Annotated in this window: 18 protein-coding genes; 14 read left to right on the top strand and 4 right to left on the bottom strand. The window is 64.9% G+C overall.

The genetic code is table 11. The annotated features are described in order from the left end of the window. Position 1 precedes the first annotated feature (1 nt). Together ACVCNR_RS05185 and ACVCNR_RS05180 are read right to left on the bottom strand one after the other, a co-directional pair. A complete protein-coding gene (locus tag ACVCNR_RS05185) occupies positions 2-1,426 on the bottom strand; it encodes a UbiA family prenyltransferase (RefSeq protein ID WP_447074023.1) in 1,425 nt (474 codons plus the stop codon). Between the two features lie 247 nt (positions 1,427-1,673). Then, the gene (locus ACVCNR_RS05180; protein ID WP_354194027.1) at positions 1,674-2,015 is read right to left on the bottom strand and encodes a hypothetical protein; all 342 of its coding nucleotides are present in this window, start codon (positions 2,013-2,015) and stop codon (positions 1,674-1,676) included. Between the two features lie 21 nt (positions 2,016-2,036). Between ACVCNR_RS05180 and ACVCNR_RS05175 the strand changes: the two genes are divergently transcribed. The 6 genes from ACVCNR_RS05175 to ACVCNR_RS05150 are packed head-to-tail and all read left to right on the top strand — an operon-like array spanning position 2,037 to position 7,382. After that, positions 2,037-2,489 carry a c-type cytochrome gene (locus ACVCNR_RS05175; RefSeq protein WP_354194028.1) on the top strand — a complete coding sequence of 151 codons (453 nt, stop codon included), beginning with the start codon at positions 2,037-2,039 and terminating at the stop codon, positions 2,487-2,489. 10 nt (positions 2,490-2,499) lie between these two features. Continuing rightward, positions 2,500-3,870 (top strand): cbb3-type cytochrome c oxidase subunit I, encoded by a 1,371-nt coding sequence (locus ACVCNR_RS05170; RefSeq protein WP_354194029.1) that lies wholly within the window; start codon positions 2,500-2,502, stop codon positions 3,868-3,870. A gap of 6 nt (positions 3,871-3,876) precedes the next feature. After that, positions 3,877-4,680, top strand: a complete 804-nt coding sequence (locus ACVCNR_RS05165) for a CbbQ/NirQ/NorQ/GpvN family protein (RefSeq protein WP_447074022.1) — start codon at positions 3,877-3,879, stop codon at positions 4,678-4,680. 3 nt (positions 4,681-4,683) lie between these two features. Further along, positions 4,684-6,606, top strand: a complete 1,923-nt coding sequence (locus ACVCNR_RS05160) for a nitric oxide reductase activation protein NorD (RefSeq protein ID WP_447074021.1) — start codon at positions 4,684-4,686, stop codon at positions 6,604-6,606. Next, positions 6,606-7,142 carry a cytochrome c oxidase subunit 3 gene (locus tag ACVCNR_RS05155; protein ID WP_354194032.1) on the top strand — a complete coding sequence of 179 codons (537 nt, stop codon included), beginning with the start codon at positions 6,606-6,608 and terminating at the stop codon, positions 7,140-7,142. The genes ACVCNR_RS05160 and ACVCNR_RS05155 overlap by 1 nt, the downstream gene beginning before the upstream one ends. A gap of 3 nt (positions 7,143-7,145) precedes the next feature. Next, the gene (locus tag ACVCNR_RS05150) at positions 7,146-7,382 is read left to right on the top strand and encodes a cytochrome C oxidase subunit IV family protein (protein WP_354194033.1); all 237 of its coding nucleotides are present in this window, start codon (positions 7,146-7,148) and stop codon (positions 7,380-7,382) included. 10 nt (positions 7,383-7,392) lie between these two features. Here ACVCNR_RS05150 and ACVCNR_RS05145 read toward each other — a convergent pair whose 3' ends face one another. Continuing rightward, on the bottom strand, positions 7,393-8,169 hold the full coding sequence (locus ACVCNR_RS05145; RefSeq protein WP_447074020.1) for a Crp/Fnr family transcriptional regulator: 777 nt from the start codon (positions 8,167-8,169) through the stop codon (positions 7,393-7,395). 297 nt (positions 8,170-8,466) lie between these two features. Here ACVCNR_RS05145 and ACVCNR_RS05140 point away from each other — a divergent pair, with 297 nt between their 5' ends. Together ACVCNR_RS05140 and ACVCNR_RS05135 are read left to right on the top strand one after the other, a co-directional pair. Then, positions 8,467-9,705 carry a M24 family metallopeptidase gene (locus tag ACVCNR_RS05140; RefSeq protein ID WP_447074019.1) on the top strand — a complete coding sequence of 413 codons (1,239 nt, stop codon included), beginning with the start codon at positions 8,467-8,469 and terminating at the stop codon, positions 9,703-9,705. A gap of 17 nt (positions 9,706-9,722) precedes the next feature. Next, on the top strand, positions 9,723-9,926 hold the full coding sequence (locus ACVCNR_RS05135; protein ID WP_354194036.1) for a hypothetical protein: 204 nt from the start codon (positions 9,723-9,725) through the stop codon (positions 9,924-9,926). Positions 9,927-9,987: 61 nt separating this feature from the next. Here the strand turns inward: ACVCNR_RS05135 and ACVCNR_RS05130 are convergent, their stop codons facing one another. Continuing rightward, entirely contained in the window at positions 9,988-10,767 is a 780-nt protein-coding gene (locus tag ACVCNR_RS05130) for a creatininase (protein WP_447074018.1), read from the bottom strand. Between the two features lie 96 nt (positions 10,768-10,863). Here ACVCNR_RS05130 and ACVCNR_RS05125 point away from each other — a divergent pair, with 96 nt between their 5' ends. From ACVCNR_RS05125 to ACVCNR_RS05100, 6 genes are all read left to right on the top strand, one after another. Continuing rightward, complete coding sequence (locus ACVCNR_RS05125) at positions 10,864-11,778, top strand: LysR substrate-binding domain-containing protein (protein WP_354194038.1); 915 nt, start codon at positions 10,864-10,866, stop codon at positions 11,776-11,778. Between the two features lie 90 nt (positions 11,779-11,868). Continuing rightward, positions 11,869-13,005, top strand: coding sequence for a polyamine ABC transporter substrate-binding protein (locus ACVCNR_RS05120; RefSeq protein WP_447074017.1), 1,137 nt, complete (start codon positions 11,869-11,871; stop codon positions 13,003-13,005). A 123-nt stretch (positions 13,006-13,128) separates the two neighbouring features. Further along, a complete protein-coding gene (locus tag ACVCNR_RS05115) occupies positions 13,129-13,974 on the top strand; it encodes an ABC transporter permease (RefSeq protein ID WP_354194040.1) in 846 nt (281 codons plus the stop codon). Beyond that, a complete protein-coding gene (locus ACVCNR_RS05110) occupies positions 13,971-14,807 on the top strand; it encodes an ABC transporter permease (RefSeq protein ID WP_447074016.1) in 837 nt (278 codons plus the stop codon). The genes ACVCNR_RS05115 and ACVCNR_RS05110 overlap by 4 nt, the downstream gene beginning before the upstream one ends. Continuing rightward, complete coding sequence (locus ACVCNR_RS05105) at positions 14,804-15,898, top strand: ABC transporter ATP-binding protein (RefSeq protein ID WP_447074015.1); 1,095 nt, start codon at positions 14,804-14,806, stop codon at positions 15,896-15,898. The genes ACVCNR_RS05110 and ACVCNR_RS05105 overlap by 4 nt, the downstream gene beginning before the upstream one ends. Before the next feature lie 129 nt (positions 15,899-16,027). Beyond that, a complete protein-coding gene (locus ACVCNR_RS05100) occupies positions 16,028-17,353 on the top strand; it encodes an MFS transporter (protein ID WP_447074014.1) in 1,326 nt (441 codons plus the stop codon). Positions 17,354-17,358: the final 5 nt, after the last annotated feature.

Here is a 17,358-nt window from a genome sequence, read left to right as displayed (position 1 = left end):
GTCACACGACCCCGGCCGTGATGACCAGACATACGATCACCCCGCAATAGCGGCTGACGGGGTCCTTCATGGCGAACACGATGGGATCGTCGTCCATCCAGCCGCGATGCGCGGTCATGACCATGCGGCTGATCCAGTAGAGCAGGATGGGGCAGATACCCCACAGATAGACCGGGTGCGCGTAGAGCTGCCGGACCGTCGGCGAATCGAGATACAGCGCCAGCACGAGGTCCGCGACATAGCCGGAGCTGACGGCCATCATCGACACGATCAGGCGGTCGTCGCACTCATAGCCGCGCCCGGCCACCTTGGTATGCCCGGAATGGGCGGTGTCGACCAGTTCCCCCTGTCGTTTGACCGCCGCGAGCGAGAAGAAAAAGAAGATCGAAAACGCCAGCAGCCATTCCGAGATCGGCAAGCCGGCTGCCGTGCCGCCGGCGAAGATGCGCAGCGTATAGAGCCCGGCAAGCGTGCAGATATCGATGATGAGCTTGCGCTTCAGGCTGAGCGAATAGGCCAGGGTGAGCAGGTAGTAGAGCGCCATGACCCCGAAGAAGGCCAGGCTCTGGACAAGCAGGCCGAACAGGCACCCGCCCAGCAGCAGGGCAGGCACCATCCATGTCCCGTGCTCGATCGGCAGCGCGCCGGAGGCCAGTGGCCGCTTGCACTTGCGCGGGTGGATGCGGTCGGCGGACAGGTCCAGCAGGTCGTTCAGCACATAGACGCTCGAAGCGACCAGGCTGAAACAGATGAAGGCGGCGACGCCGTTGAACCACATCGATGGCGAGGTCTCGTGGGAGGCGATCAACGGCAGGAAGACGAGCACGTTCTTCGCCCATTGATGGGGCCGAAGGGCCTTGATGTAGGGGCCGATGTCCTTCCGGGTGCCGGGCAGGTGGACCACCTCCCCGCCGAGGGAATGCACCTGGTTCCGTTCCATCGGCGACAGCCCCACCGTGATGGCCTTGCGGGCCGAATTCCAGACCGGGAGATCGGCGTGGGCATCGCCGATATAGTCGTAGGCGCCCGCTCCGTAGCGCTGCACGAGAAAGCCGGCCTTGCGGTTTCCCTTGAGGTTGTGCGTCCCGTCCGAGCCATGGGCTTCGTCGAAGAGCCCCAGATGGTCGGCAATGGCCTTGGCGACGTGCTGGTCCGTGGCGGTCACCAGGGCCGCTTTCCCGCCCTGCGCCCGCCAGTCCCGGATGTAGTCCAGAACCTCGGGATTATAGGCGAGCCGGGCGGGGTCGACCGTCACGCATCGCGACAGATGCGCCTTGAACTGCGCCCTGCCGAGCAGCAGCAGGACGAGCGCCTGCAAGAAGCCCCAGATGTTTCTGGAGGCATATTCCCAGGCGGCCTCATGCAGGATGTTGCCGTCGATCAATGTCCTGTCGAGATCCACGGCAAGAATTGGAAGCCTGTCCATTCATGCACCCCGTCCCAGATGCAGTACGCAACGATTGCTGGAGATGCTTTCGTTTCGTATTGCGTGCCGGCCATGCACCTCCGCTCTTGCGGGCGATTGGCATCTGGTCTGACGATTGGCGAATATAGGCCTTTCCCGTTGCGATTATCATCTCGGGATCGTCGCTGCGGGCTCCGCATTGCGTTGAATTCCGAAGAGGGTTCTACCTCTTGGGTTCAGGCCCGATTAATGCGGAAGCGGTACGGGTTCAGTTGCCCTCGGCGGCCTCATCGAGCAAATGGCGGGCCCAGCGGCCGGCGGCCCAGGCTGCCGGAACGCCGAGCGGACCGGAAAGCAGCAGGCTCTGGACGGGCGAAAGCGCGGCGAAGCCGAACTTCTGAAACATCAACCCGAGCATGAACAGGTTGATGGCCACGGCCGCCGCCGCGAAAACATAGAGCAGCAGCGCCAGCTTCCAGACCGGCCAGCCATCGTGCATCGTTCGATCCTTTTTGTTCATGCCCGATAGTGCCTCCGTCAAAACGCCGCAGCCTTGACTTTGGTTAAGGCCGGTCGCGACGGGGAGGGGCATCCGTGGGGTGTTCGTCAACAGCTCCGGGAGCCCCTCGCCATGCGCGAAGTCCTGACGAAGAGCATGGCCCGCAACATCTTCTATGGCGGGTCACTGTTCTTCATTCTCATATTCGCTGCGCTCTTCGTGCATAGCCACATCTATATCGTGAACACGTCCACCGATCGCGCCGGCCTGACCGACAGCGTCGCGGCCGGCAAGCACCTGTGGGAAAAGCACGGCTGCGTCAATTGCCACACCATCCTCGGCGAGGGCGCCTATTTCGCTCCCGAGGTCGGCAACGTCATGACCCGCTGGGGCGTCCAGGACGACCCGGACGGCGCCTTCGAGGTGCTGAAGGGGTGGATGGAGTCCCAGCCTTCGGGGGCCGAGGGGCGTCGCCAGATGCCGCAATTCCACCTGACGGATCAGGAGATCCGCGAACTGTCCGACTTCCTGCTGTGGACCAACAAGATCCGTACCCAGGACTGGCCGCCAAACGAAGCCGGCTGAGGAGCATGTCATGAAATATCAATCTCAACGGATCGCGCTGGCCTATATCTATGTGGCGCTCGCGCTCTTCGCCGTACAGGTCTCGGCGGGGCTTGTGCTCGGCTACATCTACGTCCAGCCGAACTTCCTGTCGGAACTCCTGCCCTTCAACATCGTGCGCATGGTGCATTCCAATGCGCTGGTGGTGTGGCTGCTGCTCGGCTTCTTCGGCGCGGCCTATTTCCTGATCCCCGAAGAGGCGGAGCGGGAAATCCACTCGCCGGCGCTCGCCTACCTGCAACTCGCCATCCTTGCCGTGGGCACGCTGGGCGCGGTGGCGACCTATCTCTTCAACTTTTTTGAAGGCAATTTCCTGCTCGGCAAGCAGGGCCGCGAGTTCCTCGAGCAGCCGCTCTGGGTCAAGGTCGGCATCGTCGTGGCGGCCCTGATCTTCCTCTACAACGTCTCGATGACCGTGCTGAAGGGACGCAAGACCGCCATCTCCTCCATTCTTCTCATCGGGCTGTGGGGTCTGGCGCTGCTGTTCCTCTTCGCCTTCTACAATCCGCCGAACCTCGCGCTCGACAAGCAGTACTGGTGGAACGTCATCCATCTGTGGGTGGAGGGCGTGTGGGAACTGATCATGGCGTCCATCCTCGGCTTCCTGATGCTGAAGCTGACCGGCGTGGACCGCGAGGTGGTCGAGAAATGGCTCTATGTCATCGTCGCGACCGCCCTGTTCTCCGGCATCCTCGGCACAGGCCATCACTATTACTGGATCGGCATGCCGGCCTACTGGCAGTGGATCGGTTCGATCTTCTCGTCCTTCGAGGTGGTGCCCTTCTTCGCCATGATGGCCTTCGCCTTCGTCATGGTCTGGAAGGGCCGGCGCGATCATCCGAACAAGGCGGCGCTGTTGTGGAGCCTCGGCTGCTCGGTCCTTGCCTTCTTCGGCGCCGGCGTGTGGGGTTTCCTGCATACGCTGCACGGCGTCAACTACTACACCCACGGCACGCAGGTGACGGCGGCGCACGGGCACCTGGCCTTCTACGGCGCCTATGTCTGCCTCAACCTGGCACTCTTCACCTATGCGCTGCCGCAGCTTCGCAACCGCGATCCCTACAACCAGGTGCTGAACATGGGGTCGTTCTGGCTGATGTCGGGCGGCATGGTGTTCATGACCTTCGCGCTGACCTTCGCCGGAACGGTGCAGACCCATCTCCAGCGCGTCATGGGCATGAACTTCATGGAGGTTCAGGAGCAACTGGCCCTGTTCTACTGGATGCGCTTCGGCTCCGGCGTAGCGGTGGTCTTGGGTGCGCTCATCTTCATCTTCTCCTCGCTCTTCCCGCGCAGCGAGATGATCGAGCCCGGCCCCGTGGTCAAGCACGCGGCGGAGTAGGGAAAAATGGACCAGTTCGTAAATCCCGAAAGCGGGACCGTGCCCTTCTACCTTCCGCAGGGCGATGAATGCGACGTGTTCGCCGCTGCCCATCGCTCCTGCCTGCCCCTTCTGCTGAAGGGGCCGACGGGATGCGGAAAGACGCGCTTCGTCGCCCATATGGCGGCGAAGCTCGGGCGGCCGCTCTATACGGTCGCCTGCCATGACGATCTTTCGGCCGCCGACCTGATCGGCCGGTATCTGCTCAAGGGCGGGGAGACGGTGTGGGTCGACGGCCCGCTCACCCGCGCCGTGCGCGAGGGCGCGATCTGCTACCTCGACGAGGTGGTCGAGGCCCGCAAGGACGTCGCCGTCGTGCTGCACCCGCTGACCGACGACCGGCGCATCTTGCCCATCGACCGCACCGGGGAGGAGTTGCAGGCCGGCCCCGGTTTCATGCTGGTCGCCTCCTACAACCCCGGCTACCAGAACATCCTCAAGACGCTGAAGCCTTCGACGCGGCAGCGTTTCCTCTCGGTCGAGTTCGGTTTCCCGAAGCCGGAGCACGAGGTGCCGGTTGTGGTCGCCGAAAGCGGGCTGGCGGAAGACCGGGTGAAGCTCTTGGTGCGCATCGCCGGCAAGCTGCGCGCCCTGAAGGGGCAGGACCTGGAGGAGGGCGTTTCCACCCGCCTGGTCGTCTATTGCGCCACGCTGATCGCGCAGGGCATGTCCTTCGACCGCGCGGTGCAGGTGGCGATGATCGAGCCGCTCACCGACGATGCCGAGGTCAAGCGCGGCCTGGCCGATCTGGTCACGGCGGTGGCAGGCTGAGGCATGGGGCATATCGAGATCATCCCCTGGGAGCCGGAGGAGACGGTCGGCAAGCTCTGGCATGGGCTTGCCAGCCGTTTCGACCCGCCGCCGAGTTTTCCCGAAGCCGGGGTGACGCTGGAGGCGATGCGCCCGCGCATCGGGGTGATGTTCCGTGGGCTGGGGGGCGATCCGGCGGTCGAGGTCAAGGCGGTGGCGGAGGAGGAAAGCCGGCATAGGCGCTCGTTCCGCCGCCGTCTCGCCACGCCTGCGGAGCGCGTGGCGCGCGCCAGCTTCGACGGCGAGGCCCTGCGCCTGCCGGTCGAACTGGCGGTCTTTCCCGAGCGTGCCGACAATGAGGCGCTCTATCTGTGGCTGGCGGCCTCGTCGGCCTGTGTTGCGGCGGCGCCGGACGAGGACGATCTCTTCCGCGCCGATCTCGCCGCCATCGTGGCGGCACAAGCCATGACCCGCGCCACGCTGGCCGCAGCGCCGGGCCTGCGCCCGCTCTGGCAAAGGCTGGCGGCGGCGCACCTTTCCTTGCGCACCCGCCCGAACCTGCGCGGCACCGAGGCGAAGGTGGAGGCGCTGGTCCGTCATCTGCTCGGCGCGCCCGAGGCACCGGACCCGTCGCTGCTTTCGGCGCTTCATGCCCTGCCGGCCCATTGGCGCGCGCCGCGCGGCTATCGCACCTTCCTGCCGGTGCCGATGTGGGTTGACCTGCGCCGTCTGGCGACGTCGGCCCCGTCCGAGGTCGAGGCCGTTCCCACCGGCGGCGATCCGGAGGAATCCAGCGACGGGCCCGCCCGCCGCGCCCGCCGCCGGAAGGCGGACCAGGCCGAGCGCAAGGACAGCATCATCCTCTACAAATTCGAGGCGCTGCTGTCCTGGACCGAGTTCCTCAACCTCAACCGCCGCGTCGAGGACGACGATTTCGACAACGCCAAGAAGGCGGCCGAAGATCACGACGACATCGCCCTCGGGCAGGTGTCGAAGGCGCCCGCCACCCGGCTGAAGCTGCATCTCGACCTCGCCCCGGAGGATGTGGACCGCGAGCGCATCGCCGGCGTCTTCACCTATCCCGAATGGGACGTCCGCACCGGAGCCTATCTTCCCGCCCACACCCGTGTCCTGGCCGCTCCGGTGGAGCCTGATCCCGGGAAAAGCGGCTGTTTCGACGCCATGGCGCGGCGGCGCATCCGGGCGGTGCGCCAGCAGTTCGAGGCGCTGCGGCCGGCCAAGATCATCCGCCATGCCCAGCCGGACGGCGAGGAACTGGACCTCGACGCCACGCTGCGCTCCGTCGCGGATCTGCGCGCCACCGGGCGCGGCAGCCACAGGATCTGGCGGCAGGCCCGGCCCGAGCAGCGCGACCTTGCCGTTTCCATCCTTCTCGACGTTTCGCGCTCCACCGAATCCGCCGTCACCGGACGCCCGGTGATCGACATCGCCCGCGAGGCGCTCACGGCGCTGGCCTGGGGGCTGCATGCCTGCGGCGACCGCTTCGCCATTCAGGGCTTCTCGTCGCTCAAGCGCGACCGGGTGTGGCTGCATGGCTGCAAGAGCTTCGACGAGCCGATGAATGCCGTCATCGAGTTCCGCATCGCCGCGCTGCGGCCGGGCTTCTACACCCGCCTCGGCGCCGCGATCCGTCATGCCTCGGCTGGCCTTGCACAGGAGGCGCGGGCCCGCCGGCTGCTGATCGTGCTGACCGACGGCAAGCCCAACGACCTCGACCACTACGAGGGACGCCATGGCATCGAGGACAGCGCCATGGCGGTGCGCGAGGCGCGCCGCGCCGGCCATGCCGTCTACGGCATCACCATCGACCGCGACGGCCAGGCCTGGTTTCCGCGCCTGTTCGGGCAGGGCGGCTTTTCGGTGATCCGCGATCCCGACCGGCTGATTTCCGCGCTTCCGGACATCTACCGGCATCTGGTGGGCTGATGCGGATCGAGGACCTGCCCGGCGAGCTCCTGATGTGGGTGCTCATCGCCTCCGAGGTGCTGGTCTTTGCCGCCGGCATCACGGCGATGGCTTCGGTCAGGCTCACCGATCCGGAAGGATTCGCCGCCGCCCAAGCCATGCTCGACGGGCGGATGGCGGCGCTCAACACCGTGGTGCTGGTCACCTCCGGCCTGTTCGCGGCGCGGGCCGAGCGGGCGGCGGCGCATCAGGAGCGTCGCGCGGCTCGCCTGTTCCTCGGCCTGGCGGCGCTGGGAGGCGTGCTGTTCCTCGTGGTCAAGGGCATGGAATATGCGGCCGACATGGAGGCGGGCATCGGCATCGAGACCCACCCCTTCTACACCTTCTATTTCCTCATCACCGGCTTCCATGCCGCGCATGTGCTGGCCGGCATCGTCCTGCTCGGCATCGTCGGGCTGCGGGCGCGGGCCGAGGCCGTTCAGGCGGGTGCTGCCTTCTGGCACATGGTCGATCTGGTCTGGGTGCTGATCCTGCCGCCCATCTACCTGCTGGCGTGACGCATGGAGGGCTTGACCCGCACCTGGCTTCTGCTCGTGGCGTTGACGGCCGCAACCACCACGCTGGCCTTCTTCGACGGCCGGGTGGCGGCGGCCCTGCTGCTGGTGCTGGCCTTCCTCAAGGCGCGCGCGATCCTGTCCGGCTTCCTGCACCTGAAGCGGGCGACGGGCTGGATATTCGTGGCCACAGTGCCGCTCGGCATCTGGCTCACCGTGCTTTTCGGACTCTACGCGATCTGAAATCTGCGGTTCAGCGCGCCCATGCGGCGGCCGGGTCGGCATTGGCGAGGTCGCACAGCGCATTCACCGATGCGATGACGGCGCTGCTCTGCTGGACCGTCACCCCATGCTCGCGCAGCCGCGCGAAGGCCCGGCTCAGGCTTTCTGGCTTCATGCCGAGCCGACCGGCGATCAGCACCTTGTCGTAGGGGAGGGTGACGGTGGCGCTTTCCGCGCCCTCGGGGCACAGTTCCAGCAGGAATTCGGCCACCCTTTGCGCGCCCGAGCGGGCCTTGAGTTGTTCGATCTGCTCAACCAGCCCCTGAAGGTGCAGGAAGGTCGAGGCAAGGATCGAGATCGCCGCTTCCGGGCGCGACTGGAGCAATGCCAGCAGGGCCGTGGCCGGCACGGCGATCAGCCGGCAGGCGGTGCTGGCCTCGGCCGAAACCGGATAGGCGGCGTGGCGCAGCGCGATCGGCTCGCCAAAGCTCTGGCCGCGGGTCATCACGCCGACGACCGCCTCGGTGCCGCTCGGGGCGATGCGGTAGAGCTTCACCCAGCCCTCGGCGACGATGTGGATGGAGCGGGCGGTGTCGCCGCGGTGGAAAATCGTGGTGCCGCGGCCATGACGGGTGACGCGGGCCGCATCGAGCAGAGGTGCCCGCAGTTCGGGCGGCAGGGTCGAGAACAGCCGCGACTGGCAGGCAATCTGACGAAGTGCGGGAGACAGGCCCGAGGGAGCCGGGGGAGATTTTTCATGCGCCAGGACGGAACCTGTCTGCGCACACTGCTCCATGACGTTTCTCATCCGGTGATCCTCATCTGTCCGAATCGCTGGCGATCCCCAGCCATGCTCCTCCCGTTCCGCCGGCAATTCTGCTCCATTGTTGGAGGAACCCTACGCCGGATCGGTATCGGGCTGCTTGCGATTTCGCAAACAGGGGACAGATTCCGGTAGCAGTCTGTGGATTGCCGCCCCGGTTCGGCAGGCACCGCAGTCAATATAAGCAATGTTCATGGCGGCATTTCTTGAATAAATTTTTGAAATGCCATCGGCGACTCTAGTCTGGGCCCATAAACCCGGCACTTCAAGGAGGAGCACCCGATGGCCGACAATCTCTCCCATGCGACGACCGACGACATGCTGCATGTCATGAAATGGCACAATGGCGAGAAGGACTATTCGCCGTTCTCCGAGGCCGAAATGACCCGCCGCCAGAACGACGTGCGGGGCTGGATGGCCAAGAACGACGTCGATGCCGCTCTGTTCACCTCCTATCACTGCATCAACTATTATTCCGGGTGGCTGTACTGCTATTTCGGCCGCAAATACGGCATGGTCATCGACCACCACAAGGCGACCACCGTCTCCGCCGGCATCGATGGCGGCCAGCCCTGGCGGCGCAGCTTCGGCGACAACATCACCTATACCGACTGGCGCCGGGATAATTTCTATCAGGCGGTGCGCCAGTTGACGAAGGGCGCCAAGCGCGTCGGCATCGAGTTCGACCACGTTTCGCTCGACTTCCGCCGCCAGCTCGAGGAAGCGCTGCCGGGCGTCGAGTTCGTGGATGTCGGCCAGCCATCGATGTGGATGCGCACGATCAAGTCGGCGGAGGAACAGAAGCTGATCCGCGAGGGTGCGCGCGTCTGCGACGTGGGCGGCGCGGCCTGTGCGGCGGCGATCAAGGCCGGCGTGCCGGAACACGAAATCGCCATCGCCACCACCAACGCCATGGTCCGCGAGATCGCCAAGTCGTTCCCGTTCGTCGAACTGATGGACACCTGGACCTGGTTCCAGTCGGGCATCAACACCGACGGCGCGCACAACCCGGTCACCAACCGCATCGTGCAGTCGGGCGATATCCTTTCGCTCAACACCTTCCCGATGATCTTCGGCTATTACACCGCGCTTGAGCGCACACTGTTCTGCGACCATGTCGACGATGCCAGCCTCGACATCTGGGAGAAGAACGTGGCGGTCCATCGCCGGGGGCTGGAACTGATCAAGCCGGGTGCCCGCTGCAAGGACATCGCGCTCGAGCTCAACGACATGTATCGTGAGTGGGACCTGCTGAAATACCGTTCGTTCGGCTACGGCCATTCCTTCGGCGTGCTGTGCCATTATTACGGCCGCGAGGCCGGGGTGGAACTGCGCGAAGACATCGACACGGTGCTGGAGCCCGGCATGGTGGTTTCCATGGAGCCGATGGTGATGCTGCCGGAAGGCACGCCGGGCGCCGGGGGCTATCGCGAGCACGACATCCTGATCGTCAAGGAGGACGGCGCCGAGAACATCACCGGCTTCCCCTTCGGCCCCGAGCACAACATCATCAGGAACTGAGCGGACAGGGGCTCGTCATGGGGTTCTATATCCCGGTCGACTGGCCGCAGGGGCGGATCGGCAAGCCCTTGCCGCCGTCCCCGCCTCGCCGGCCGCCGCGCGGGCCGGGGCTGCTGGCCCGCATCGGGGCCTGCGTTGCCGCTATGCTGCCAACGGGCAGGCCTTCGGCCTTGGCAGTGGTGAAGGCCCGCAGGACCGCGATCATCCGGCGGCCGCTGTAGAATGGAAGGAAGAAAGAAAAAGCCGCGGGCAACCGCGGCTTTTTTGTGTGGGGGATGGTTTTCAGCGTGGGAATTCGGTTTCCAGCGCCTTGACGATCCCCTCGATGCAGACGTCGAGCAGGATTTCGCCCTTCTCGGCGGAGGCTTCCCGGGGCGAGGACAGGGTGCCGCTCGCCGGCGTCCATTCGGGCCTTGCCGGATAGACGTCATAGGGCGGGAACGACGCCGGCTCATGGTGGATGGCGCGGTCGATCCTGACCAGGTCGGGATAGAGCGCCAGCATCAGCGAGGTTTCCAGAACGCCGCCATGTTCGAGGTCCCAGCCGGTGAATCCGTCGGGGTAGAGCCGCGCGATGGTCGGCTTGTCGACGAAGTCCCAATAGGACAGCACCACGATCTTCACGTCGTCGATGCCGCCCCATTTCAGTTCGCGCAGCGCCAGGTCGATGCCCTCCACGATGAACCAGGAATTCTCGAAGTGGCCGTTGAACAGGCAGATACGGCGCACGCCGTGGCGGGCGAATTCCTTGATGACGTCGCGCAGCGCCGCCACCAGCGTGGCGCTGTCGAGGCTGGTGGTGCCGGGCAGGTGGTTGCCGCCGCCGGATTTCTGGTGCGATTTGTAGCCATAGGTGAAGGGCGGTGCCACCAGCGCGTCGATGCGGCCGGCGACGCGGCGCGCGAACTCGACCGGCAAGAGCACGTCGACATTCATCGGCATGTGGTGGCCGTGCTGCTCCATCGAGCCGGTCGGCAACAGGATCGGCGTCGCACCATCGCGGACGCGGGCTTCATAGTCGGGCCACGAAAGCTCCGCGGCGAAGACCGATTGCTCGTGCATAGTCATCTCCCAGTTTTGCGAACATGGATGATTTGAAGCTCCGTGCATGATATGGGAAATTTATAATTGTCATCCTCCCATGAGGAATGGAAATCCATGGCCAATATCGTCAATTTCCAGACCGATCTCCTGCGCACCTTCGTATCCGTCATCGATCTCGGCGCCTATACCAAGGCCGGGGAGGTGCTGGGCCGGACCCAGCCGGCGATCTCGCTGCAGATGCGCAGGCTGGAGGAACTGGTCGGCGCGCCGATCATCCGGCAATCGGGGCGCTCGCTGCTGCTGACCAGCGAGGGCGAGATGCTGCTGAGCTATGCACGCGAAATCTTGCGGCTCAATGACGAGGTTGCATCCTATTTCAACCGGTCGCGGATTTCGGGCGTGCTGCGCGTCGGCCTGCCCAACGACTACGCGGTGGCGTTCCTGCAAGGGGTAATCACGCAGTATCAGCGCCAGCATTCGGGAATCTCGCTGGAGATCTATTGCGGCTGGAGCGCCGACATACTGGACCGCTTGCGCGCTGACGAACTCGACCTGGCCATCGCCATGGTCAACAACGAGCGCACGCAATATCTGTCGCGGTCGTGGATCGAGCGGCCGATCTGGGCGGCGGCGGAAGGGGTGCGCTTCAACCCGGCCGACGGCATTCCGCTGGCCGCCCATCCGGAAGGCTGCGCCTACCGCGCGCGCATGATCCAGGCGCTCGATGCCGCTCATATCCGCTGGCGCGTCGCCTATACGGGCTCCGGCATCGGCGGCTTGCAGAACGCCGTGGTCAACGGGCTCGGCGTCAGCGCGCTGACGCGCTACACGATGCTGCCGGGCATGCGCCTGCTGGACGAGAGCGACGGCTTTCCGCCGCTGGCCGAAATCCGCGTCGGGCTGTTCTACAAGCATCCGCGCCTTTCGGATGCCGGCATCCGGCTGGTGAACCACATCATTGCCCGGCTCGACGAGGCCGGCGTCGTGGGCGATCCCGCCCGGAGCCCCGGAGTGCTCGATTTGCAATAAGCAATGCAAATGCGAAAATTATGAGAATTAATTTTTCAAATGTATCCGGGCTGCTACCCTTGGCGCAACAAAAGCAAAAAGGGGAATGCGATGACCATCGGGAAGAAACTGTCCGTCCGTCGTAGCCGGCGCGACATCTTGAAGGGTGCGAGTATTCTGGGAGGCGGGGTCCTCGCCATGCCCTATCTTGGCCGGCTTGCCTTCGCCCAGCCGGTCGAACTCACCATGCTGGCCTGGTACGGTCACGCCGAGCCGGACGTGGTGGCCGAGTTCGAGGCCGAGAACAACGTCAAGTTCAAGCCGAAATACTACACCGGCGGCGACAACATGCTGGGCCTGATCGCCCAGTCCCCGCCCGGTACCTTCGACGTCATCCTGTCGGATGCCGAATACGTCCAGCAGCTCAACGCCGCCGGCTATATCGAGGAGCTGGACCCGAAGGACTACAATTTCGACGACTATTTCCCCGAGTTCCAGCAGTTTCCCGGCCACTGGCAGGATGGAAAGCTCTATTCGGTGCTCACCCGCTTCGGTTTCCTCGGCGTCGCCTACAACACCGACGCCCTCACCGAAAAGGAAGCCTCGACCTACAATGTCTATTGGGACGGGAAGCTGAAAGGCAAGGTCGGCCATTTCGACTGGCACCTGCCCAATCTCGGCCAGATCAGCCTGCTCGAAGGCAATGCCTCGCCCTACGACATCGAGGAGGCGGCCTGGGAGAAGGTTCAGGAAAAGATGAAGACGCTGCGGCCGCAGATCGGCGGCTTCTTCGATTATGGCGGCACCTTCTCCTCGTTGCAGAACGGGCAGATGCTGGCCATGGCCGGGATCGGCGACTGGATCACCGGCACGCTGGAGCGCAACGGCGCCAAGGTCAAAAGCGTCATCCCCGAGGAGGGCGGGCTGCAGTTCACAGAGTCCTTCTCCATCGGCAAGGGCAGCCAGAAGGCCGATCTGGCCCGCAAATGGATCCAGTACATCACCTCGCCCAAGGGGCAGGTGAAGTCGGCCAACATGGCGGCATATCCCTGCCTCATCCCGAACAGGAAGGGTTGGGAGCTTCTGGCCACGGAAACGCCCGAGGAAGCCAGGCGGCAGGGCATGCTGCTCAACGAGGGCAACGCGATGGACCTCATCCGCAGCGGCCGCATCAAATATCGCCAACTGCCCGTGCAGCAGAGCCTGGAGGACTGGAACGACTTCTGGTCCGAATACAAGGGCTCGTAGTCAGGGCCTGCGGTCCGCCAGTTGACCGCAAGGCGGGGCAGGGGCGTTCGCGCCTGCCCCATTCCCGCAATCCCTGCACGGCAGCCGGCCGGCAGGGCGGATCATGAGCCTGGAATCGAGGCGATGCGGAAGTCGATCACACTCTACGGACTGACCTTTTCCCTGCCGATGCTGGTGTGGCAGGTGATGTTCTTTCTGGCGCCCCTGCTGTTCCTGATCGCGCTCAGCTTCTGGACAGTGCGGAATTTCCGCATGGAGCCGGATTTCGATACCGTCAACTGGGTCCGGATGCTCGGCCGCGGCGTCTTCTGGGACGCCTATCTGCGCACTTTCGGGCTGGCGACGGCGGCGGCGGTCATCACCAGCGCGCTGGCCTTTCCCTGCGCCTATGCCATCGCCTTCAAGCTGTCGGAGACGGCGCGGCGCTGGGCCGTGTTCCTGATGGTCATTCCCTTCTTCACCAGCTATCTGGTGCGGGTCTATTCCTGGCAGATATTCCTTTCTGACAACGGCATCATCAACGCCCTGCTCGCCCAGGCGGGGCTCGGGCCGTACGGCATGCTCAACTCCAATTTCGGGACCATGGTCGGCTACCTGACCCTGAGCTTCCCGCTCGTCGTGCTCCTGCAACTGTTCAGCCTGGTGTTCGTCGACAGGACGCTGATCGAGGCGGCGCACAATCTGCGCTGCGGCCGGTTGCGCACCGTGTTCGAGGTCGTCGTGCCCTCGGCAAGGGTGGGGCTCGTCATCGCGGCGCTGTTCTGCTTCATCCTCACCTTCGGCGATTTCGTCAGCCCCCTCTATCTCGGCGGCGGCGATCCGCCCACGCTGTCGATCCTGATCACCGACACCACCAAGTCGGGCCAGCAATGGCCGCGCGCGGCGGTCATCGCGCTGACCATGATCGCGACCTTGCTCGCGGTCGCCTTCGCCGCCGTGCGCTATGCCTACAGGGAGCGCGGACGATGAACACCTTCAACAGCAACCGGCTGATCGACTGGGCGCTGAAGCTCTACGTGCTGCTGGCTTTCGCCTTCATCTTCGCGCCGATCGCGGCGAGCTTCGTCTTCTCCTTCAATGTCGACCGCTTCCCCTCGCTGCCGCTCGGCGGGTTCTCGACGGTCTGGTACGAGGCGGTTGCGGCCGATCCGCTGGTCTGGGAAGGCCTGCGCAACACGCTGGTCGCCGGGCTTGTGGTGTCGGTGCTGGCGACGGCCCTCGGTTTCGGCGCGGCCTATACCGATTTCCGCTACAGGTTCTTCGGCAAGAACCTCTATCTCGCGCTGGCGCTGCTGCCGCCGACGATCCCCGTGGTCATCCTCGGCCTCGCCATGCTGGCGTTCCTGTCCAACATCAACCTGTCGGGCGCCATCCATTCGGTCATCATCGCCCATGTGGTGATGTGCGCGCCCTTCGCCATGGCGATCATCCGCCTCAGGCTGTCCCAGATGGACCCCACGCTGGAGGCAGCGGCGTGGAACCTCGGCGCATCGGAATGGAACGCGATGCGCCATGTCATCGTTCCCTTCTGCAAGCCGGCGATTTTCGCGGCGCTGTTCATCACCATGGCCGTCTCCTTCGACGAGTTCGCCGTCGCCTGGTTCGTCTCGGGCCTCAACGAGACGCTGCCGGTCAAGGTGCTCGGCTTCCTCCAGGGGCAGGTCAGCCCGCGCATCAACGTCATCGGCACCTTCGTGTTCATCGCCTCGATGACGCTGGTGGTGCTGGCCCAGATCCTGCTCATGAAACGCAGCGCCGCGCCGAGGGCAGCGGCCATTCCAGCCGGAGTAGAGCTGTCATGACCGACCAGCCCCTCGTCGTCTTCGACGGCGTCGCCAAACGTTTCGGAAGTTTCGTCGCCGTCGAGAAGACGGACTTGGAAATCCGCAAGGGCGAGTTCCTGGCCATCATGGGCTCCAGCGGCTGCGGCAAGACCACGACGCTGCGCATGCTGGCCGGGCTCGAGGCGCCGAGCGAGGGCGAAATCCGCCTCGCCGGCAAGCGCATCAACGATCTGCCGACCTGGAAGCGCGACACGCCGATGGTGTGGCAGAGCCTTGCCCTGTTTCCGTTCCTGACGGTGCGCGAGAATGTCGAGTTCAGCCTGCGCATGCGCGGCGTCGGCAAGGCGGAGCGCCGCAGGCGCGCCGATACCTGGCTGGAGCGGATGCAGATCACCGAATTCGCCGAGCGCAACGTCGCGCATCTTTCAGGCGGCCAGCGCCAGCGTGTGGCGCTTGCCCGTTCGCTGGTGACGGAGCCGGAAATCCTGCTGCTCGACGAACCGCTTTCGGCGCTCGACGCGCATCTGAAGGTGCGCATGCAGACGGTGCTTTCCAACTTGCAGCGCGAACTCGGCATCACCTTCGTCTATGTCACGCACAGCCAGTCGGAAGCCTTCTCGATGGCCGACCGCGTCGTCATCATGAGTCGTGGCCGGATCGAGCAGATCGGCAATCCGCAGGAAATCTACCGCGCGCCGCGCACCCGCTTCGTCGCCGAGTTCCTCGGCTCGTCCAACATCTTCGCCGGCAATGTCTCTTATGCCAACGGCCAGTCGGTGAAGATCGCCACGCCGGCCGGCGAGTTCATCGTCGTGCCGAATGCTGCGCGCCGGCTCGCCAAGGGCGACAAGGCGACCTTCGTGGTCTCGGACGACCGCGTGCAGCTCAGCAACGAGCCGCCGGCCGACGGCTACAACGGCATGCAGGCCTCGGTGGTGGGCGAGGAGTTCGTCGGCGCCACGGCGGTCATTCACCTCGAGGGAGCCGATCGCACCGAGATCAAGGCGCAGAAGAGCCATGAGGAACTGGAGAAGCTAAACCTGGAGCCGGGCGCACGGATCTGGGTGTCGTGGCGGCCCGAAGCCACGCACATCCTGCCCGGCGAATAGGGTTCACGGCGGCGGCCCGCACCGCGCACAGGCGGGCATATGAGAGGAGCAGGGTCCACCGGCCGCGCTGTCTGCGGGCGGACGATCGCGGCCGTCGGCCAGATACCGGCGATTGAAGGGAGAAGAACGATGACCACAACCGATGCCATTGCCGCGGCCGGCCGGCCGCTGGACCAGACCGAGGCGTCGCCGGAGGTTCTGCGCAAGGTGCTGACCGCCAGCTTCATCGGCAATTTCGTCGAATGGTTCGACTATGCCTCCTACGGCTATTTCGCCACGGTGATCGCGGTGGTGTTCTTTCCCGAGATCGCGCCGGCGGCGGCCCTGCTCGCCACCTTCGCGGTGTTCGCCATCTCCTTCGTGATCCGCCCGGTGGGCGGCATCGTCTGGGGGGCGATCGGCGACCGGATCGGCCGGCGCGCGGCGCTGTCGTGGTCGATCATCATCATGTCGGTGGCGACGACGCTGATCGCCGTGCTGCCGTCCTATGCGCAGGTGGGATTGCTGGCGCCGGTGCTGCTGTTGCTGGTGCGCATGGTGCAGGGCTTCTCCGCCTCGGGCGAATATGCCGGGGCCGCCTCGTTCATCGCCGAATATGCGCCGACCTCCAAGCGCGGCTTCTACACCAGCATGGTGCCGGCGAGCACGGCGGCCGGCCTGCTTGCGGGATCGCTGATGTCGGCCGGCCTCTTCGCCATGCTCAGCGCCGAGGACATGCAGTCCTATGGCTGGCGGCTGCCGTTCCTGCTGGCCGCGCCGCTGGGGCTGATCGGCCTTTACATCCGCCTGCGGCTGGAGGACACGCCGAAGTTCCGCCAATTGGAAAAGGCCCATCACGTCGAGGCCACGCCGGTGCGCGAGCTGTTCACCAGCTACCGGCCCCAGATCGCCATCGCCTTCGGCGCGACCTGCCTAAACGCGGTCGGCTTCTACCTGATCCTGAGTTACATGCCGACCTATCTCATCACCGAGATGGGCATGGGCCAGAGCGAATCCTTCATCGCCACCAGCATTGCGCTCGCCGCCTACATCTTCTTCATATTCCTGATGGGCATGCTGTCGGATCGTTTCGGCCGCAAGACCGCGCTGATCGTCGCCTCGGTGCTGTTCATGGTGCTGACGGTGCCGCTGTTCACCATGCTCGACGGTGCCACCTTCTGGACCATCGTGCTGATCCAGATCGCCTTCGGCGCGCTGCTGACGATCAACGACGGGACGCTGCCGTGCTTCCTGTCGGAAATCTTCCCGACCAGAGTGCGCTACAGCGGTTTCGCCTTTTCCTTCAATGCCGCCAATGCCCTGTTCGGCGGCACGGCCCCGTTCGTGGCGACATGGCTGATAGCCGCCACCGGCAGCAAGCTGGCGCCGGCCTGGTATCTGGTCGCGGCGGCGCTGGTGGCACTCGTGGCCATGGTGGCCGCTACCGAAACCGCCGGCAAGCCGCTGAAGGATTGAGCCTG

Source organism: Aquamicrobium terrae (assembly GCF_052978165.1).
Note: the sequence above shows the minus strand (reverse complement) of the source record. Positions and strands in the feature narration are given on the sequence as shown.